Consider the following 17908-nt stretch of genomic DNA (forward strand, 5'->3'; position numbering starts at 1 on the left):
TTTAAATCTTCGCTATTTATAGAGGAATATGAGTAATCCGGTCTTGATAATCTTGGGCATCTCCTAATCAAGCAATGAGAATTACTTAATACTGATTAATAATTTTCTGCCGCTGCCCTTTCTGCCTTTAATTTCCGCATTTTCTCCACAAAAGCGGGGGGTTCATACTAAATCCGTTGAGTATAGGCTAGTTATACAGAGAAAAACAAACGTTCGCCTCTAGCAAGATTTACCTAATTTAAAGGTATATTAGGAACGTAGAATATCGGACAAAATATCTATAATTAAAGTTTGAGTTTTTAATGATAATGAGCCTAGTTCACGCTGAATCAGTGAAGATCGAAGTGTTACTAAATGATCAAGTCTGATGGCTGAGGATTGGCGAAGACCACTTATCATAAAATCTGGACTTTCTGGTCTCAGAATAATATCTGTACGAAGGGGATTTTCGGGAATACGACTGGTGATCAGAGCAAAGATAATGTGTTGATAGCCTCCAATTTTATTGGTTAAGCAATAAGCGGGGCGAACTTTACTGGAAGATAAATCGTCGAAGGGAAATTGAATTAAAACGATTTTACCCTTCATTGCTTACAGGTTGTCCATCGTTTAGAGTATAAATATCTTCTTCGGTATCATGCAGAAAAGCAAAGCTAGGGTTATGAGAAACGGCATCTAGCCAGTTTTTTTCGTTCAGTTTATCCTCCGACATCAAAAGAATGACGCGCACAAACCGATCTTTTTCTTGGGGAATAGGATGATCAAGTTGAATTTGCCCTTGGGTATTGAGGATACCAGTGGTTTCAATCGCACGCATAGCAAAGTCTAAAGGGAGTAACTCGATTCTAACATTAAAAATGTGGCTACTATGAAATTAGGATTAAAGGAACTGGGAATGGGGAACAGAGTAAAGTAAATGTTTACAGATAGTTCTAACAATCCAAAAGAAGATTTCAGGAGGATCAACCCAAAATTATCAAATCATCCCTAATTCAGCAACGCTTATCATAATTCTAACAACAAAAAAGCACCCCCTTGCGGGAGTGCCTTTTCTCGTTCAGACTAGGAATTAACCATTGATAGCGGGAGCAATCAGAGCTACAGGAGCCTGTTCACCACTAGCTAAGTCTAAGGGGAAGTTGTGAGCGTTGCGCTCGTGCATTACTTCCATACCGATACCAGCGCGGTTCAGCACATCGGCCCAAGTACCGATTACACGACCTTGAGAATCGAGAATCGACTGGTTGAAGTTGAAACCGTTGAGGTTGAACGCCATGGTGCTAACACCCATTGCCGTAAACCAGATACCGATTACCGGCCAAGCACCCAAGAAGAAGTGCAGGGAGCGGCTGTTGTTGAAAGAAGCGTATTGGAAGATTAAGCGTCCGAAGTAACCGTGAGCGGCAACGATATTGTAGGTTTCTTCCTCTTGACCGAATTTGTAACCGTAGTTCTGAGATTCGATTTCAGTGGTTTCACGCACTAAGGAAGAAGTTACTAGGGAACCGTGCATCGCGGAGAACAGAGAACCGCCGAACACACCAGCAACACCTAACATATGGAAGGGGTGCATCAGAATGTTATGTTCTGCTTGGAACACGAACATAAAGTTGAAGGTTCCAGAGATTCCTAAAGGCATACCATCAGAGAAAGAACCTTGTCCGATGGGATAGATTAAGAATACAGCAGTAGCGGCGGATACAGGTGCCGAGTAAGCTACACAGATCCAAGGACGCATTCCTAAACGGAAAGACAGTTCCCACTGACGACCGAGGTAGCAGAAGACACCTAGTAAGAAGTGGAAAATGACTAACTGGTAGGGACCACCGTTGTATAACCACTCATCTAAGGAAGCAGCTTCCCAGATGGGGTAGAAGTGGAGTCCAATCGCGTTGGAAGAGGGAACAACTGCACCAGAGATGATGTTGTTTCCGTAGAGTAGAGAACCAGCTACAGGCTCGCGAATACCGTCGATATCTACAGGAGGAGCGGCGATAAAGGCGATGATGAAGCAGGTGGTGGCGGTGAGCAGGGTGGGGATCATGATGACACCGAACCAGCCGACATAAAGACGGTTGTTGGTGCTGGTGATCCACTGGCAGAACTGCTCCCACAGGGAAGCGCTTTCGCGCTGTTGTAGAGTGGTGGTCATTGGTTTATGATTCCTATTAAGTTATCGAGGTACGATTGATGATGTCTCTATCTTAGAGAGTTTGTATCGGTTTGTAAAGGGGTTTAACGATATTGTTACTTATGCCATTGATAAGCTGAGGTTATGCTAAGTTTATAGGGTTTTCTGACCAAGTTTTCCTTTTGGGGAGTACGTCGTCAGGGGCCGATGTTAAATCAGGTCATACTTCATGTTTATGAAAAAAACCTAGATCTCGAACTCAGGTTAGACTAAAAAGGGAAATTTAATCATAATGGCGGTTGTCCTGACTATGGTAGAAAAAGTTCGTAAAACCGAGGCGGAATGGCAGGCCCAGCTAACTCCCGAACAGTTCCAAGTTACCCGCAAAAAGGGAACAGAACGGGCTTTTACTGGTAAATATCACGATAATAAAGAAAAAGGTATTTACAAATGTGTCTGCTGTGGTACGGAGTTATTTGCTTCTGACAGCAAGTATGATTCGGGTACTGGTTGGCCGAGTTTCTGGACTGCTGCTAACGAAGCTAATATTAAGTACGAACGAGATGTTAGTTTTTTCATGGTGCGGACAGAGATTGTTTGTGCCGCCTGTGATGCTCATCTCGGTCACGTTTTTAATGATGGTCCACCCCCGACGGGAAAACGCTATTGTCTCAACTCTGCCGCTTTGCAGTTTGAAAAAAATCCCTAAAGCAAAAAGAGGTCTTTCCAGACCTCTTTTTTTAAGTTCTAGTGGCAGCCAATTACAGTAAACCTGTATTAGTCCCCGGTTTGCCAGTAGCTAACTGCACTTTGACAATTTTGCCGCCCATTTTCATGATGCGTTGTTGCTCACGAAACCAATTATCGTAGGGAACGAGTTTGGTAAAATAGGTATTTTGTAATTCCCGTTGTGTCCGAATGCGGCTTTGGCTAGGAACACAAGCGGTGATTTTGAACATCCGCATGGATTGATTTCTCCTAATCGCTGAAAAACTTGTCGCTCAAACTAACGAAGGCTTTTTCTAAAATAACAAAGGTCGGGAGTCAAGGATCAATACTAGCTCGTCAAAACCTATCTTGGACAGATTCAGCCTTTAAAGACCTAGCACTCATCCTCGGCTTCCCGAACCCTATTTCGTCCGAGTTCGTTACTTCTAGCTTAAGCCAGAGCTAATGTAGTCGAAGTAAATCCCCATTTCTTTACCCGCATCAGCACCAACTAAACTAGCGGTGACTTCTTTCATCGCTTGGATAGCTTGAACGGTGGAGGAGATGGGTACACCTAAAGAGTTGTAGGTTTCTTTCAGGCCGTTGAGAACGCGCTCGTCGAGGATAGAAGGATCTCCAGCTAACATAGCGTAGGTAGCATAACGGAGATAGTAGTCGAGGTCACGGATACAAGCGGCGTAACGACGGGTGGTGTACATATTGCCACCGGGACGGGTTACGTCAGAGTATAACAGGGACTTAGCCACAGCTTCTTTAACGATGCCGGCAGCGTTAGCACTAATGACACTAGCGGCACGCACGCGCAGTTCACCGGTGGCGAAATAGCTTTTCAGTTTGCCGAGAGCATTAGAGTCAAGGTATTTGCCTTGAACGTCAGAAGAGTTGATAACAGAAGTAATTGCGTCTTGCATGGTGGTTCTTCCTTGGGTTTTGCTTAATCTTAAGAGGTTTACGGGGGGTGTGTCTAGAACAATTCACAAAGGAATTATTCTACGACATAGAGCCGATCACGTAATCGAAGTAGGAAGAAGCTTCAGAAGCATCGTCAGAAGACATAAGACCAGTAGCAACTTCTTTCATTTCGCGAACGCTTTGAGCTACGGCACCGATGTCGGTTCCTAAAGATTTGTACATTTCACGCACACCGACCAAACCGATTTCTTCAATCGGGGTGACATCACCAGCAACTACTCCGTAGGTGATTAAACGTAGGTAGTAGTCCATGTCACGCAGACAGGTAGCGGTCATTTCTTCGCCGTAAGCGTTGCCACCGGGGGAAACGATGTCAGGACGTTTTTGGAATAAGCGATCGCCAGCTTGTTTGACGATGGTTTCGCGAGCGCCGGTCAGGGTTTCAGCGATGCGTAAACGAGCGGCACCACTGCCAACGAAGGCTTTAATTCTGTCTAGTTCGCCGGGGCTGAGGTAACGAGCTTCAGCATCAGCATTCACGATCGATTTCGTGACGATACTCATTGATGGATTCCTCCCAACTAAGTGAGATTAATAAACTTAATCTGACATTTTATAGCAGTTGTGGTCACTACGCTTAAGTTATCTCGTTTCCGCCTCAGCGTCTCAAGACTTCCCTAGCTAGAGCGACCTAACGCAACTATTTTGCGGCATCTGGTTCACCTTCTCACTATTTTCTTAATACTTTTTAACATTTGCCCTCACAAGGGAGTGAGGAAGTGGGGAAGTGGGGTGTGGGGAGACCACTTCGTGCGCGTTGCGGGGGGGGGGAATTATGAATTATGAATTATGAATTGGGGAGAAGGGAGCGGGGAGCAGGGAGCAGGGAGAATAAATAAAACAGTCTCCTGTCTCCTATCTCCTATCTCCTGACTCCTATGTACTGGTTTACCCTAGCCAATTAATTGCCCCTTTAATCCAGTCTTCTGGCTGAGTATTTTTACTAAATAAAGCATCTTGACCAAGGACTGCTATGGCTCGATCAATCTCGTCTTGGCTGTATCCTAAAGCTAAAAGGGTCATCTGCACATCTTCGAGGATGTCCGCTGCCGGTAACATTGCCGTGGTTGTCGTCGTCGCTTCTTTTAGCTGTCGCCATGCCGCCAATTTAGTTTTTAACTCTAAAGCGATTCTTTCTGCTGTTTTTAAGCCGACTCCGGGGGTTTTGCTCAAAATTTTGGTATTTCCTGTCACTATCGCCACCACAAGTTCCTCAATCCCCAAGGTATCAATTAAAGCTAGGGCTAATTGCGCCCCAACTCCATTGACGGAAAGCAGTTGACGAAACAGATCTCGCTCTGGGGCGGTGCCAAAACCGTATAATAAGGGCTGGTCCTCGCGAAGGAGTAGGTGAGTAAAAATCTGACAATTATCACTGTTATCCTTGCCCATGTCTAGGGCTAATCGCGAGGGAATTTGGATTTCGTAACCGATCTGGTTTACGTCTAAAATCAAGATCAGTCGGTTATTCGGGGTTTTGATCACCTCGATCGCTTGTCCGCGTAAATAATTAATCATTAATTTAGTTCTCCTACGAAAATAACCGAACCACAGCAATGACGGTTTTTACTCCCTGAAGGAATGCCGGAGAGATTTGCAGTTTTGTTACAATTGTTAACAGAAGTGAATGGCGTAATTGATAACCTAATCTTCTTGGCGTTAGTCCCCAATAATTGGAGAAGATACAAAATGAATGGCAACATTAGAGTCGGGAATCTCTTTGGAATTCCCTTTTATATTAATCCTTCTTGGTTCTTTGTTCTGGGGTTAATTACCTTAACCTATGGGGGAGAATTAAGTCATTTTCCCCAGTTAACGGGAATCCTGCCCTGGCTCTTAGGATTTTTGGCCGCTATTCTTCTATTTGCCTCCGTGGTTGCCCACGAATTAGGTCATAGTTTTGTTGCTATCGCCCAAGGTATTGAAGTCAAATCAATTACCCTCTTTTTATTCGGTGGTTTGGCAACTCTCGGCAGAGAATCGAAAACTCCTCTAGAAGCTTTTCTAGTAGCAATTGCTGGCCCTTTAGTTAGTTTACTGCTCTTCGGTATCTTCCTAATTATTGGTTCCAATATTAGCTTAAATGCGCCCATGGCGGCGATTCTTTCTCTGCTTGCCTATATCAACCTCGCCCTGGGGTTATTTAACCTGATCCCCGGTTTACCTTTAGATGGTGGTAATATCCTTAAAGCCATCGTTTGGCAAGTAACGGGTAATCCCAATAAAGGGGTTTTATTCGCTAGTCGTTTCGGTCAATTTTTTGGTTGGTTAGCGATTGTCATCGGTGCGCTATCAATTCTCGGAATCAGTCAATTTGGCAGTTTTTGGACGCTATTAATTGGCATTTTCCTCCTACAAAACGCCGGCTTTTCCGCTCAATCAGCTAAGGTTCAAGATTTCCTAAGTCGCTACACCGCTAAAGATGTTATCTCTCCTAATAGTCCTGTAGTTCCGATTAATTTAACCCTGCGCGAGTTTGCTAATAATTATGTTATCGGTAAACAACAATGGTCTAAATTCCTAGTTACCGATAGCGAAGGTAAACTATTGGGGGTGATTAATGTAGAGGCTCTAAAAACGATTCCCACTTCCCAATGGACAGAGGTAAATATCGGCCAGTTATTACAAACTAGCGAAAGTCTTAAACTGGTTTTGTCTCATACTTCCCTCCTAGATGTGGTGAAAATTTTGGAAGGCGAAAATTTATCTCAAGTGACAGTGGTAGAAGAAAACGGCACGGTTTTGGGATTAATTGAGAAAGCTTCTATCCTTACTTTTCTCGCTCAAAAAACCCAAAGTCAAACCGCTTAATCAGTTATCAGTTATCAGTTATCAGTTATCAGTTAGGTAAATGTATTTTTAACCTCAATATTCTCACAGAATTTTTCTAGTATCTCCTGATACCAAATCCAGTTATTAAAGACTGATTATTTATTCCTCCTGTTGCCTTTTGCCTGTTGCCTATCCTCATAAGTAGCCTGTACTCAACGAAGTTAGTATGACTATACTAACTGTCGCATTACTTGCCACAACTGCTCGTATTCTTGCTCAGTTGCTGGCGATAAAGGGTTTAGAAAATCGCTTTTTTTGATCGCTTCTGGATTGACAAGTAAAGGATTATTTTTGATATCTGGGGGAATTTGGTCGGGATTTTCAGTGGGAATTAGGGGGGATAATCCAGAGGTAAATAAAGAGATTTTAGTGGCGGATTCTGGTTGCCAACAAAAATCAATCCATTGCTGGACAAGAGAATTAGGAGTAGTTAAAACTGGTTTTACCCACACATCTGACCAGAGAGAAGTACCGGAGTTGGGGACTACAACTTTAATTTTCTTATAGCGATCGCTCACTGGTAAAATATCATTAGACCAACCCACAGATAGCCAGATATCACCGAGTATCAGGGGTTGTAAATAATATTGAGAACTATAAAATTTTACCTGTTTTTGTAAAGCGAATAGCTCGTCTTTTAGTCCCGTAACTTGTTTTAAATCACCGGAATTATAAGAATAACCCAATTTTTTTAGGGTTAAACCGATGACTTCGCGACGATTATCAATTAGGGCAATTTTACCGGTTAATTCCGGTCGCCATAGATCGGACCAATCCTGTGGCCGCCAGTCAAATTGAGCGAATTTTTCCTCATTATAGGCAATTACTGTCATTCCCCAACGGTAGGGCGCACCCCAGACTTTACCCTCTGTTTGCGGTTGTCCTTGAGCATTGCGAGTCATGTTTTCTTGCCAACGGGGGGGCAGTTTTGACCAATTAGAAAGTTGAGAAGTATCTAGGGGTTGAATTAAACCGTTAGTAATCGCTTTTCCTAGCCAAGCATCCCCTAAAGTAACTAAATTACCGATAGCTGGGTTTTGTTCCCTAAAAGGGATAGGAATCGGAAATTGTGAGGCTGGTTGTTCCTGATTTTTTAACCATTTTTCCAACAATTTTAATAGCTCTTTCAGCTGCCTTTCCGACTGAAAATTGACTTTTTTTTCGGCAATAGTTTTCTGAAAATCTGTTAGTAATCGCGGCGGAATCGAACCGGACAGGAGAACAATGCTCGGCTCGCCGCTTCCAGAAGCGCAGCCATTTAAACCCCCCGCTAAGGCGATTGTACCTAATCCTTGCAAAAAAGAACGTCTGTTTAACATATCGCCCGCCGATTCTCAACTTTAACAGTAATAATTGCCAGTTTCTAGCCTTGAATTATTATAGGACGATTTTTAACGGTAAATTTGACCTCAAGTGCTGGCTGGGAATATTGCTACAATCAAGGAGAAATAAACCAGTTTAAGCGGGTTCCAGTAGACTGAAGGTCATTTTTGTTAAAAAAGTTATTTCTCTGGGTGTTATGATTAATTTTGAGGCAATACGGAGAATTTTTTGACCTATGACCCCTGAATTAATCACTTTCGGTCGGTATCTCGCGGGTGAATTTGAAAATCAACGGCAAGCGCAAGCGGAACCGGTATGGTACGTTCACCTGCGTTTATGGTTGCGTCCGTTGCCTTTATTTCGGGAAGACAGCATCGCGCTTTTTGCCGAACAGGCCAGTATCATCAATTTAGACCAACCCTACCGACCGCGACTGTGGCGATTAACGCGCTCGGAATCGGCAGGGTTAGAGGTTAGGCATTATATGTTTAATGACCTGAAATCCGTGCAAGGTGCGGGCAAAAATCCCGATATTTTGCGAAAAATTAGCTTAGAAGACCTAACTTTCCTGCCTACTTGCACTTTAGCGGTCAAAGTCCATACTCTCGCTGATAATCAATACCAGTTTATCGCCCAATCGCAACCGGAACAGCGCTGTCAATTTACCTATGAGGGGACAACCTATCAGGTGTCTTTGGGTTTCGAGGTGACGAGTCATAGCCTAAAAACCTACGATAAAGGTCTAGATCCCAGCACCGGTAAGGGAATTTGGGGCGCTCTGCTCGGTCCCTATCAATACGAGAAAAAACGGGATTTTTCGGCAGAATTGGAGGTGTGAGGAAGATTGCATCACATTAGGTCAAAATGACGGCAGATGACACCGCAAACAGCCGCTAAAGCGGTAATTCCTAAAGCTGTACCGATGTCTTGTCCTTGATTGACGGCAAAAGAAGTGACGATTCCTGCACCTAAACCGGCTGTGATTGCCGCTCCGAGAAAATCTTTATCTGAGTTTTTATACATAGAGATAAGGCCAAATTTCGACAAAATCGTGCTTTTTACCTTATCATCCTCTTTTGAGCCACTAATCACCCGGAGGCGGAATTGCAATCAAGCTTTAGATTTAGCCACGTTTCTTAACATTAAGTCGGGTCAGATAGATAGGAGGTAAAATCGATGAAATTAGCTAAAATCTCTTTTTATGGCTTTTTAACGCTGATTATCTCCCTTTTGCTAATACTGAGTTTTGTTAATGCCAGCAAAGCACAATCGGATACGGCGGTAAGATCGGAGTTAATTAGTCTCCGCAATCGAGTCGAGCGCCTTGAAAGTCAGGTCCGAGGAATAAGCATCCGCGGGGAAAATGCCGCTCCGATTCCCCAACGGCGATCGGGAACGGGTATAGTAAATGGGGAAGTAGTCGGGGAAAGTGACCCACTGTTCCAGCGTTTAGCCACTTTAGTAATTGAATTAAAGGAAGATTTAAAAAAGCTAGAGCAACGGGTGCAAATCTTAGAAAAAGAAACCGTTAGCCAGAAATCGTAGTCAATTGATGCTATAACGATCGAAAGTTAAATTGATATCAACTATGCAGTTAATTGATTATGTAATTGTGCTGCTTTATCTGGCAGCAACCCTAATAATCGGGATTATCGCCGAGAAAAAAGCTTCTCAAGGTCTAGAATCCTACTTTTTAGGTAATCGCAATTTGCCTTGGTGGATGTTAGGGGTGTCGGGAATGGCAGCTAACACCGATTTAGCGGGAACTATGGTCATTTCTGCCCTAATTTACGCCGTCGGACCCAAAGGATTATTTATCGAAATCCGCGGCGGTGTCGTCCTAATTATGGCCTTTCTCATGGCTTTTATGGGCAAATGGAATCGCCGGGCCCAAGTTATGACCATGGCGGAATGGATGCAATTCCGTTTTGGAACTGGAAAACAGGGGAATTTTGCCCGAATTATTAGCGCCGTCGCCACTCTCTTATTCTCTATCGGTGCGATGAGTTATTTCTCGGTTGCGGGGGGGAAATTTTTAGGGCAGTTTCTGGGTATGGATGATCGTCTTGCTTCGGTGATATTAATTCTTTTAACCTTGATTTATACAGTGGCCAGTGGTTTTTATGGTGGGGTAATTACCGATTTATTTCAAGGATTTCTGATTTTTGTGGCGGTAATTTATGTATCGGCAGTGGCCTTTTTTACCGTTAATCTTCCCGATAGTTTCACGGTAGCAATTCCGGGGGCAGCGGAGCCAAAAACTTGGAATTTAAGCGACTGGGCTAGTATTTTTCCCTCCCTGACTTTGGATTTACCCGGAGATTATGCCATCTTTAATTTGTTTGGTGGGGTGATTTTCTTTTATTTAGTTAAAACCATCATCGAAGGTTGCAGCGGCAGCGGTGGTTATATGTTACAACGATACCTAGCCGCCAAAAGCGATCGAGATGCCGGTTTATTATCTTTATTCTGGATTGTTCTGCTTTCTTTCCGTTGGCCTCTAGTCACAGCTTTTGCTGTTTTAGGCATTCACTACGGTTTAACCGAAGGCACGATTACAGATCCAGAAAGAATTCTGGCCACGGTCATTACTCAATACATTCCGGTGGGGATGAAAGGGTTATTAATTGCTGCTTTTTTAGCGGCGGCTATGTCCACTTTTAACGCAGTTATTAACGCTAGTGCTGCCTATTGGGTCAAAGATATCTATCAAGCTTTTTTGAAACCGAATGCGGGAGAACAGGAGTTAGTTTTTCAAGGTCGTTTGGCCTCGGTTTTTGTGGTAGTAATTGGCTTAGTTTTGAGTTTTAATATCCAAAATGTCAATGATATTTGGGGTTGGTTAACCACGGGATTAGGGGTAGGATTAGCAGTTCCTCTCCTATTACGTTGGTATTGGTGGCGCTTTAATGGTTATGGTTTTGCTGTGGGAACTTTAGCGGGAATGATTGCGGCTATTGCCTCACAAGCGATAATTTTACCTTTCTTCCGTCACAGTCAATATCAGGAATATATTCTCTTTCTTGTGCCGAGTTTGTTCGCTTTAGCTGGCTGTATTATCGCTACTTTGTTAACTCCTCCCACCGATAGTTTAGTTATGGAAAATTTCTATAATGTTACCAGACCTTTTGGCTTTTGGGGAGAAGTTCGTCACAGTGTTAAACCTAATCTACAGGCAAAAATTAAAGCGGAAAATCAACGGGATATCATCGCCGCTTTTCTCACCGTTCCTTGGCAATTAGTCCTCTTTATGATGGGGATTGTTTTAATCATCAAGCAGTGGCAAAGTTTGAAGATTTTGGCTTTGGTTTTTCTTTTGCTTTCTATCGGTCTCTATTTTACTTGGTATCGCCACTTATCTAAGGAAATTACTGTCACTAAAGACCGAGATTTAGGTTAGGCAGTTATCAGTTATCAGTTATCAGTTATCAGATTTGAGTTTTAAGTGTGCAGTAGGGATATACTGAGGAAGAGGCATTAACTAATATACAAGATGCAATGAGTATCTTGCAGCCTTGGAAAAACGCTGGCAAGATGGGGAAATTCCTGAAATTAAAATGCAGGTGTAACTATTTGACAGTCGTAGAATTTCGTAAACTATTATGATTGCGATAAAATTAGCTAAAATTTCTCTTTCTTTCGACTCAGCCCTAGATTTGATGATTAATTACATAAGCTTTAAAAACAGGATTCAAACATAATAGAGCGTTTTCATCTTTTGCCACTATTATTCGTCTGATTAGAGATTGAATTACTTTCAAAGAATCTGTATAAGCTAGAGAAGTTTGGTCGATCATTTCTTTAATAGAAATAGGTTGATTAAAATTTGCTAATTCTGTTAGCATTAGTTTCTCTGATTCTGTTAAACTTTGCAAAATACTTAATAAAGTCTGCTCTAAAGTTTCTTCGGCAATCGGGTATTTAATCTCCAAAAAGTCAGCAACCTTACCTAAAAATGTCTCTTGAATAAAACTAGCAACTAATTCTAACCAAAGAGGATGACCTTGATAACATTTAATTAAGGCTTCCCAACTGTCTTCATTTAATAGATTATGATGGCGCAAAATTTCTATGGCATCTTCTCCTAAACCTTCTATGATTAATGTTTTAATGAATTTATTTTTCTGCCCATAAAAAGTCGTATCAATAGGTTTTTCTTGACTCAACAACAGTAAACAGCTTTGATGATTGACTTCAGCAATGCTTTTAAACAATAGTTGATAATCTTGGTACTCTTTGTGATAATTACCTGCTAGTTTTTTAGAATCAAATAGACTTTGTAAATCATCAAGAATAATCAAGCATCGATGACTTTTCATTAATTGTAAGAACAAATTTAATTGCTTTTCAAGACTTTGAGAAAGCTTCAATTGAGGATTGATAGATTGTAAAATTTCACTTAAAAGTTCATCTAGTTTTGGACAAAAATACAAACTTCTGCGAATAACATAGTTAAAATTATCTTTGATTTTATCAACCAGTTTCAGAGAAAGTGTGGTTTTACCAATTTCTTTTAAACCTAACACATTAACCAAGCGGTATTTCTCCGCAACTATCCAAGTTTCTAGATTATTTAATTCGGCAACTCTCCCATAAAATTGAGTTATTTCAGGAATATGACCTAAATCTAAATAAGGTTGATCGCGCTGGATTTCAGAGTGATAATTATTATTATTGAGGGAAAATGGATTATGATCACAAATATGAACATTATTAAAAGAGACTAAATCTCGTCCCATATTATTATTTATAAAGCTATGTTTCTTTAAAACTGCTCTAATATTTGATTTAGTAATATCTTCCCCTAAAACTTCTGACAAAATTTTCCATAATTCTGAAGCACTATCTCGAATATGACCTTCACTAAGATGAGATTCTTTGGCAACTTCTGAGTATTTGTAACCTTCTAAGGTCCCTTGCAAGATAGTTTTTTGAAGATAGTCTAGATGTTGATCTGTTTTGGCAAAAACCAACTCATCTAAGAGATTTAACACCGTATTAGATAGATTAGCTTGAAACATGGACTATAGATTAGGTATATGAAGGTAGAGCAGACAGTGATGCAATTCAGACCTGAATTGGCGAGTTTTTACGCGATGTGTAACTAAAAACGACAGAATCAGGGTTCCCGATGATACTTTATCACTGCTGATTTCTGAGAGCCTTGTAAATCAAGACTAAAAATATAGTTGCACACGGGGTAGTTTTTTACTTATTCTAGCTGACATTTCCGATATTTCAGATCAATTGTTTGGCTGTAAGTTCCGACTTTTCCGACTTACTAAACTCAAGACTGCGATGTATCCTAAGTAATTAAGCAGTTTCAAGGCTTTATTTAGCCAATCTAAAGAAAATGTGAAATAGTACAGGTTCTAGCATATCACAGTCAGGATGCTTAAGGTGGCTTTAGGCAATGTAGCCCAGGCCGCACGCTCAACCAGTACACAAATCAAATGGGGAGGAAAAAATGACATCAAGTTCTAAAGAAAATGTCTTAGTTGACAACTGTTTTGGTATTGTAACGAACAAAAGACTTACCTATATGGCGAAGAAAAGCTGGTTTCGTGGTGGACGAAGAGAAGATGTTCCTCTCAAGCAAGTTGTTGCAGTTCGATATGAAATGGATAGGAAAGTTGTTGGGGGACTATTCCTTGTTGTTTTAGGGATTGTCTTGATAACTGTAGTAGTGGGTATTATTCCCTTGATTTTTGGTGTTCTATTGATGTGGGGTTCTCCAACGGTAAGTGTGGTTACGGCCGGAGGAACAGCAACTCCTGTCACTGGATGGCCATGGCAAAAATCAGAAGCAGAGGCGTTTGTAAACGCTGTCCACAGTCAATTATTTGGTGAGTAAATCGAGGGACACAAATTGTTGAAATTTACTCAATCTTGCTGATACTTTTATAACTTCGGAAAATTAAAAAGTTAGCTGGAGAATTTTTTATGGATTTGGCAAATCGTTTGCTAATAATGCCTCATTACTTGAGTTGTTTAATTTCATATTTCTTTTTCTTCTATGGTGTATTACTTGCTGTTGTTGGGTTATTTGCACGTGAATTAGTTGCCCAAGTCTTTCTAAATTGGCATATACTTATAGTAATATTTTTTCAGTTTCTTTTACAGATGTTTTTAAACCAATCATCACAGGAACAACTTCTGATGACTTTGGCCAGAGACATTGCATTATTGGCTTTCGGAATGTTACCAAGTATAGTGCCTACCAGTAATTTTCAAGAGGGTCTTCTCGTTTTTGTAATTTCGGGATTTTTTATGGTCGGAATCCTTGACTCAGAAGTAGTTAAGAGTTGTGGTACTTTCGAGCAATTGCTTGAAATGTTTGGTCGCTAAATAATATAGATTTTTAAGATTTACTCAATCTTGCTGATACTTTCATGACTTTAGAGATTTACAAACTTAGCTGGAGAATTTTTTATGGATTGGGGAAATGCTTTGAGAAATGTTTACGATGGGATCGTAAAAGCTGTCTCTGTTGGGTTTTCATTGATGGCGATTTATTTGGGATTTTGGGGATTTTTTGCACAAGATGCTGGAGCAATATCCCTACTATTTATAGTAGGTACTAGCTTGACTCTTCTAAGTTATGCTATAACACCTGTACTAGGCTTAAGTTTAGATATATCTGCAATTTTAACTGATTTATTGCTTGTTATAGTATCATATTTTGTGGCACATCTTTTTTTATCTGCTGCTTCTTCATATTTCGGAGTTCCCTATTCACCATTTCTTGTTAATATAATGTTTTTTGGAGCTATCGTTATGGTTAATCTTCGCCGAATAGCGGAGGTAACTTGTTTACCACAACTTGCACAAATATTCAGTTTTTCTATTAATCATTGCCTACGCTAATTTTTTTAAAATGACGAATATTTATATATTCTAATGATAACAAAAGCTCCATATTTAAGGCTTTAACTAAAGATTACTTTGTTATAAACATCTGCCATCTCTACCTCAATCCTCAAAGATTTTAAAGGAACAATAATGTTAGTTTCATAAGCGGTAAAAAAACAGCGATCTCGCAGAGATCCGCTTTGCGGTGCGCCTTCTTCTTGAAAATGTTCAATATAACATCGCCAATTGAAGTCTGAATTGGCAGTTATAGTCATTTCAATTAAGATTGAGAATATCAATGCTAGAGTTAATCAGGGTTTCATCGGTCTAGAGCGTATCAGACTTATCTGAAATGACTATATCAGTTTACTGTCTTCCCACTCCCCAATTCATAATTCATAATTCCCCAAACCCTCACCTCTCAAGGAATTAGAAGTTTCACAGAATAATTAGGAGAGATACCTTGACTTTTGCGGCGGCTTGGGTTATAGTTTTTTTATAATGGGATGTTTGTGTTTAAGTTCAAGTGCTAAGATTTCCATTATTAATAAACTCTTTTAAAAATATTGTCCCAAAATCTGCAAAAAAAAGCAAGCAAAACTTTGCCGTCAATTGTTAAGTTTTGTTAAGAAAAATAGCAAGAGCGGCAAGGAATAGAAATTCCTTACCGTTGACTTTGGCCGGACTCACCACTTCTTATAGGGTAAAAACTTACCCGACATAGTAATTTTAACGCGATCGCCTTTAGGGTCTTCCTCCTTATCCACGTCGAGGGTAAAATCGATCGCACTCATAATACCATCGCCGAATTTTTCATGAATTACCGATTTTAGGGGCATTCCATACACCTGCATGATCTCATAGAAACGATAAATCAGGGGATCGGTGGGGACAACCGGACCTAATCCCTTGACAGGATACTCGGTTAAGGAGGGGATGATTTCGGTTCCCAATCCCAAAGCTGCCACAATTTTCGTCGCTTCCTCTGGGGAGGCGCTCGCTTGCCGGTAAAAAACAGCGGCAATCCACACCTCATCTCGTCCTAGAATGGCTTCTAGGTCAGCGAAACTGAGGCCTTTTTCCTTCTTCGCTTCCAATAGTTTTGCGGTAATTTCGGGTATCATTGCTTATTTTTGCAGAATTTGTCTGCTTCTAGTTTACCTGAACATCAATTATATAAGGAAAAGTTATGACATTGATAAAAAAACATTTCTTAAAACCCCTTTACATAACTATAAAAAGCCGATAGTATTAACTCATGTCAAACAACGAACCTTGACAACCTAATACATACAGAAATTATCCAACCATGACTACAACTCTACAACAGCGCGAGAGCGCTTCCCTGTGGGAGCAGTTCTGCCAGTGGATCACCAGCACCAACAACCGTCTTTATGTCGGCTGGTTCGGTGTCATCATGATCCCCACCCTGCTCACCGCCACCACCTGCTTCATCATCGCCTTTATCGCCGCTCCTCCTGTAGATATCGACGGTATTCGCGAGCCTGTAGCTGGTTCTCTACTCTACGGAAACAACATCATCTCCGGTGCGGTTGTTCCTTCTTCCAACGCGATTGGACTCCACTTTTACCCCATCTGGGAAGCTGCTTCCTTAGATGAGTGGTTATACAACGGTGGTCCCTACCAGTTAGTCATTTTCCACTTCTTACTAGGTGTCTTCTGCTACCTCGGTCGTCAGTGGGAACTGTCTTTCCGTTTAGGAATGCGTCCTTGGATTTGTGTTGCTTACTCCGCACCTGTATCCGCCGCTACTGCTGTATTCTTAATCTACCCCATCGGACAAGGTTCTTTCTCTGATGGTATGCCTTTAGGAATCTCTGGAACCTTCAACTTTATGTTCGTGTTCCAAGCAGAACATAACATTCTGATGCACCCCTTCCATATGTTAGGTGTTGCTGGTGTGTTCGGCGGTTCTCTGTTCAGTGCAATGCACGGTTCGTTAGTAACTTCCTCCTTAGTGCGTGAAACCACTGAAATCGAATCTCAGAACTACGGTTACAAATTCGGTCAAGAGGAAGAAACCTACAATATCGTTGCCGCTCACGGTTACTTCGGACGCTTAATCTTCCAATACGCTTCTTTCAACAACAGCCGTTCTCTGCACTTCTTCTTAGGTGCATGGCCGGTAATCGGTATCTGGTTTACGGCGATGGGTGTTAGCACCATGGCGTTTAACCTCAACGGTTTCAACTTCAACCAGTCGATTCTCGATTCTCAAGGTCGTGTAATCGGTACTTGGGCCGATGTGCTGAACCGCGCTGGTATCGGTATGGAAGTAATGCACGAGCGCAACGCTCACAACTTCCCCTTAGACTTAGCTAGTGGTGAACAGGCTCCTGTAGCTCTGACTGCTCCTGCTATCAATGGTTAATTCCTAGTCTGAACGAAAAGGCACTCCCGCGAGGGGGTGCTTTTTTGTTGTTAGAATTGGGGAACAATGAAAAACGCTGCAAAATGCTTATTCTCAAACAATCATCATTATGACCGCTCTCACTGGAAAATATACTCTTAGTCAATATTTTGAGCAGGAAATACAATCCCAAACTCGTCATGAATATCTGGATGGAAATATTATTGCTATGACAGGAGGGACACCGACTCATAATCGCATTATTAGTAATTTATTGGTGGCTTTATATACTGGACTAAAGAATCAACCCTATGCCGTTTTTGTCACCGATCAGCGTTTATGGATACCTGAGCGTCAAATAGCTACCTATCCTGATATTATGGTGATGCCTGAACCTCTCACTTATCAAGAAGGACGCAAAGATACTTTAATTAATCCTGTTTTAATCGCTGAGGTTTTGTCTGCTTCAACGGCAAATTACGACAGAGAAGAAAAGTTTGCCGCTTATCGAACCATTGCAACTTTTCAGGAATATTTATTGATTTCTCAGGAAAAATGTTATATTGAACATTTTCAAAAGGAAGGCGATTGCTGGTTGTTTACAGCTTATGAATCTGATAGGATAATTCATTTAAACTCTTTGCGGGTTGAGGTGGAGATAGCAGATATTTATAACAAGGTAATCTTTAGTTAAAGCT

General features: G+C 41.3%; 22 protein-coding genes. 10 read left to right on the forward strand and 12 right to left on the reverse strand.

The genetic code is table 11. The features are described from left to right. Positions 1-249: 249 nt before the first annotated feature. From B5D77_RS24200 to psbA (B5D77_RS24210), 3 genes are all read right to left on the reverse strand, one after another. On the reverse strand, positions 250-588 hold the full coding sequence (locus tag B5D77_RS24200) for a type II toxin-antitoxin system PemK/MazF family toxin (RefSeq protein WP_002739429.1): 339 nt from the start codon (positions 586-588) through the stop codon (positions 250-252). Next, positions 578-817, reverse strand: coding sequence for a hypothetical protein (locus tag B5D77_RS24205; RefSeq protein ID WP_106909813.1), 240 nt, complete (start codon positions 815-817; stop codon positions 578-580). The genes B5D77_RS24200 and B5D77_RS24205 overlap by 11 nt, the downstream gene beginning before the upstream one ends. Positions 818-1069: 252 nt before the next feature. Next, positions 1070-2152: a photosystem II q(b) protein gene (psbA, locus tag B5D77_RS24210; protein WP_046663108.1), complete on the reverse strand. Its 1083-nt coding sequence runs from the start codon at positions 2150-2152 to the stop codon at positions 1070-1072. 271 nt (positions 2153-2423) lie between these two features. On the opposite strand from psbA (B5D77_RS24210), the gene msrB reads away from it, so the two are divergent. Beyond that, on the forward strand, positions 2424-2840 hold the full coding sequence (gene msrB, locus B5D77_RS24215) for a peptide-methionine (R)-S-oxide reductase MsrB (protein ID WP_008199763.1): 417 nt from the start codon (positions 2424-2426) through the stop codon (positions 2838-2840). Between the two features lie 52 nt (positions 2841-2892). Here msrB and B5D77_RS24220 read toward each other — a convergent pair whose 3' ends face one another. From B5D77_RS24220 to ruvA, 4 genes are all read right to left on the reverse strand, one after another. Beyond that, on the reverse strand, positions 2893-3096 hold the full coding sequence (locus B5D77_RS24220; protein WP_002739162.1) for a phycobilisome linker polypeptide: 204 nt from the start codon (positions 3094-3096) through the stop codon (positions 2893-2895). A gap of 189 nt (positions 3097-3285) precedes the next feature. Then, positions 3286-3771 carry an allophycocyanin subunit beta gene (apcB, locus tag B5D77_RS24225; protein ID WP_002758327.1) on the reverse strand — a complete coding sequence of 162 codons (486 nt, stop codon included), beginning with the start codon at positions 3769-3771 and terminating at the stop codon, positions 3286-3288. Between the two features lie 79 nt (positions 3772-3850). Next, positions 3851-4336, reverse strand: a complete 486-nt coding sequence (locus B5D77_RS24230; protein WP_002739012.1) for an allophycocyanin subunit alpha — start codon at positions 4334-4336, stop codon at positions 3851-3853. A gap of 384 nt (positions 4337-4720) precedes the next feature. Then, entirely contained in the window at positions 4721-5350 is a 630-nt protein-coding gene (gene ruvA / locus B5D77_RS24235) for a Holliday junction branch migration protein RuvA (protein WP_008199771.1), read from the reverse strand. Positions 5351-5413: 63 nt separating this feature from the next. Here ruvA and B5D77_RS24240 point away from each other — a divergent pair, with 63 nt between their 5' ends. After that, entirely contained in the window at positions 5414-6643 is a 1230-nt protein-coding gene (locus tag B5D77_RS24240) for a site-2 protease family protein (RefSeq protein WP_106909814.1), read from the forward strand. Between the two features lie 191 nt (positions 6644-6834). Here the strand turns inward: B5D77_RS24240 and B5D77_RS24245 are convergent, their stop codons facing one another. After that, positions 6835-7983: a substrate-binding domain-containing protein gene (locus B5D77_RS24245; protein ID WP_106909815.1), complete on the reverse strand. Its 1149-nt coding sequence runs from the start codon at positions 7981-7983 to the stop codon at positions 6835-6837. A 239-nt stretch (positions 7984-8222) separates the two neighbouring features. Between B5D77_RS24245 and B5D77_RS24250 the strand changes: the two genes are divergently transcribed. Next, positions 8223-8825: a chromophore lyase CpcT/CpeT gene (locus B5D77_RS24250; protein WP_106909816.1), complete on the forward strand. Its 603-nt coding sequence runs from the start codon at positions 8223-8225 to the stop codon at positions 8823-8825. A gap of 11 nt (positions 8826-8836) precedes the next feature. Here the strand turns inward: B5D77_RS24250 and B5D77_RS26400 are convergent, their stop codons facing one another. Continuing rightward, a complete protein-coding gene (locus B5D77_RS26400; RefSeq protein WP_002739017.1) occupies positions 8837-9010 on the reverse strand; it encodes a hypothetical protein in 174 nt (57 codons plus the stop codon). Between the two features lie 153 nt (positions 9011-9163). Between B5D77_RS26400 and B5D77_RS24260 the strand changes: the two genes are divergently transcribed. Next, positions 9164-9532: a hypothetical protein gene (locus tag B5D77_RS24260; protein ID WP_002803572.1), complete on the forward strand. Its 369-nt coding sequence runs from the start codon at positions 9164-9166 to the stop codon at positions 9530-9532. A gap of 43 nt (positions 9533-9575) precedes the next feature. Continuing rightward, positions 9576-11387, forward strand: coding sequence for a sodium:solute symporter family protein (locus B5D77_RS24265; RefSeq protein ID WP_106909818.1), 1812 nt, complete (start codon positions 9576-9578; stop codon positions 11385-11387). Positions 11388-11637: 250 nt separating this feature from the next. Here the strand turns inward: B5D77_RS24265 and B5D77_RS24275 are convergent, their stop codons facing one another. Beyond that, a complete protein-coding gene (locus B5D77_RS24275; RefSeq protein WP_106909819.1) occupies positions 11638-13008 on the reverse strand; it encodes an ATP-binding protein in 1371 nt (456 codons plus the stop codon). Between the two features lie 446 nt (positions 13009-13454). Here B5D77_RS24275 and B5D77_RS24280 point away from each other — a divergent pair, with 446 nt between their 5' ends. The 3 genes from B5D77_RS24280 (at position 13455) to B5D77_RS24290 (ending at position 14854) form a co-directional block, all read left to right on the forward strand. Further along, positions 13455-13841, forward strand: coding sequence for a hypothetical protein (locus B5D77_RS24280; RefSeq protein ID WP_106909820.1), 387 nt, complete (start codon positions 13455-13457; stop codon positions 13839-13841). 89 nt (positions 13842-13930) lie between these two features. Next, positions 13931-14335, forward strand: a complete 405-nt coding sequence (locus B5D77_RS24285) for a hypothetical protein (RefSeq protein ID WP_106909821.1) — start codon at positions 13931-13933, stop codon at positions 14333-14335. 84 nt (positions 14336-14419) lie between these two features. After that, positions 14420-14854, forward strand: a complete 435-nt coding sequence (locus tag B5D77_RS24290) for a hypothetical protein (RefSeq protein WP_106909822.1) — start codon at positions 14420-14422, stop codon at positions 14852-14854. A gap of 62 nt (positions 14855-14916) precedes the next feature. On the opposite strand, the gene B5D77_RS24295 is transcribed toward B5D77_RS24290, so the two are convergent. Then, the gene (locus B5D77_RS24295; RefSeq protein ID WP_002761095.1) at positions 14917-15114 is read right to left on the reverse strand and encodes a hypothetical protein; all 198 of its coding nucleotides are present in this window, start codon (positions 15112-15114) and stop codon (positions 14917-14919) included. Between the two features lie 411 nt (positions 15115-15525). After that, complete coding sequence (gene cynS, locus B5D77_RS24300) at positions 15526-15963, reverse strand: cyanase (RefSeq protein WP_061430355.1); 438 nt, start codon at positions 15961-15963, stop codon at positions 15526-15528. Positions 15964-16148: 185 nt separating this feature from the next. Here cynS and psbA (B5D77_RS24305) point away from each other — a divergent pair, with 185 nt between their 5' ends. Both psbA (B5D77_RS24305) and B5D77_RS24310 read left to right on the forward strand, forming a co-directional pair. Then, on the forward strand, positions 16149-17231 hold the full coding sequence (gene psbA, locus B5D77_RS24305) for a photosystem II q(b) protein (protein WP_002731626.1): 1083 nt from the start codon (positions 16149-16151) through the stop codon (positions 17229-17231). Positions 17232-17340: 109 nt separating this feature from the next. Further along, a complete protein-coding gene (locus B5D77_RS24310) occupies positions 17341-17904 on the forward strand; it encodes a Uma2 family endonuclease (protein ID WP_106909823.1) in 564 nt (187 codons plus the stop codon). Positions 17905-17908 lie beyond the last annotated feature (4 nt).

This window comes from Microcystis sp. MC19 (genome assembly GCF_003019735.1).
In the GTDB taxonomy this organism is placed as follows: Bacteria; Cyanobacteriota; Cyanobacteriia; order Cyanobacteriales; family Microcystaceae; genus Microcystis.

What these genes read in the sequence shown, in the direction of transcription:
- psbA (WP_002731626.1), top strand. Translation starts at nt 16,149, where the DNA reads ATGACTACAACTCTACAACAGCGCGAGAGCGCTTCCCTGTGGGAGCAG.
- B5D77_RS24220 (WP_002739162.1), bottom strand. Translation starts at nt 3,096, where the DNA reads ATGCGGATGTTCAAAATCACCGCTTGTGTTCCTAGCCAAAGCCGCATT.
- B5D77_RS24285 (WP_106909821.1), top strand. Translation starts at nt 13,931, where the DNA reads ATGGATTTGGCAAATCGTTTGCTAATAATGCCTCATTACTTGAGTTGT.
- B5D77_RS24260 (WP_002803572.1), top strand. Translation starts at nt 9,164, where the DNA reads ATGAAATTAGCTAAAATCTCTTTTTATGGCTTTTTAACGCTGATTATC.
- B5D77_RS24200 (WP_002739429.1), bottom strand. Translation starts at nt 588, where the DNA reads ATGAAGGGTAAAATCGTTTTAATTCAATTTCCCTTCGACGATTTATCT.
- B5D77_RS26400 (WP_002739017.1), bottom strand. Translation starts at nt 9,010, where the DNA reads ATGTATAAAAACTCAGATAAAGATTTTCTCGGAGCGGCAATCACAGCC.
- B5D77_RS24295 (WP_002761095.1), bottom strand. Translation starts at nt 15,114, where the DNA reads ATGACTATAACTGCCAATTCAGACTTCAATTGGCGATGTTATATTGAA.
- cynS (WP_061430355.1), bottom strand. Translation starts at nt 15,963, where the DNA reads ATGATACCCGAAATTACCGCAAAACTATTGGAAGCGAAGAAGGAAAAA.
- B5D77_RS24250 (WP_106909816.1), top strand. Translation starts at nt 8,223, where the DNA reads ATGACCCCTGAATTAATCACTTTCGGTCGGTATCTCGCGGGTGAATTT.
- B5D77_RS24310 (WP_106909823.1), top strand. Translation starts at nt 17,341, where the DNA reads ATGACCGCTCTCACTGGAAAATATACTCTTAGTCAATATTTTGAGCAG.
- msrB (WP_008199763.1), top strand. Translation starts at nt 2,424, where the DNA reads ATGGCGGTTGTCCTGACTATGGTAGAAAAAGTTCGTAAAACCGAGGCG.
- B5D77_RS24265 (WP_106909818.1), top strand. Translation starts at nt 9,576, where the DNA reads ATGCAGTTAATTGATTATGTAATTGTGCTGCTTTATCTGGCAGCAACC.
- B5D77_RS24205 (WP_106909813.1), bottom strand. Translation starts at nt 817, where the DNA reads ATGCGTGCGATTGAAACCACTGGTATCCTCAATACCCAAGGGCAAATT.
- B5D77_RS24280 (WP_106909820.1), top strand. Translation starts at nt 13,455, where the DNA reads ATGACATCAAGTTCTAAAGAAAATGTCTTAGTTGACAACTGTTTTGGT.
- B5D77_RS24240 (WP_106909814.1), top strand. Translation starts at nt 5,414, where the DNA reads ATGCCGGAGAGATTTGCAGTTTTGTTACAATTGTTAACAGAAGTGAAT.
- ruvA (WP_008199771.1), bottom strand. Translation starts at nt 5,350, where the DNA reads ATGATTAATTATTTACGCGGACAAGCGATCGAGGTGATCAAAACCCCG.
- B5D77_RS24230 (WP_002739012.1), bottom strand. Translation starts at nt 4,336, where the DNA reads ATGAGTATCGTCACGAAATCGATCGTGAATGCTGATGCTGAAGCTCGT.
- apcB (WP_002758327.1), bottom strand. Translation starts at nt 3,771, where the DNA reads ATGCAAGACGCAATTACTTCTGTTATCAACTCTTCTGACGTTCAAGGC.
- B5D77_RS24275 (WP_106909819.1), bottom strand. Translation starts at nt 13,008, where the DNA reads ATGTTTCAAGCTAATCTATCTAATACGGTGTTAAATCTCTTAGATGAG.
- psbA (WP_046663108.1), bottom strand. Translation starts at nt 2,152, where the DNA reads ATGACCACCACTCTACAACAGCGCGAAAGCGCTTCCCTGTGGGAGCAG.
- B5D77_RS24290 (WP_106909822.1), top strand. Translation starts at nt 14,420, where the DNA reads ATGGATTGGGGAAATGCTTTGAGAAATGTTTACGATGGGATCGTAAAA.
- B5D77_RS24245 (WP_106909815.1), bottom strand. Translation starts at nt 7,983, where the DNA reads ATGTTAAACAGACGTTCTTTTTTGCAAGGATTAGGTACAATCGCCTTA.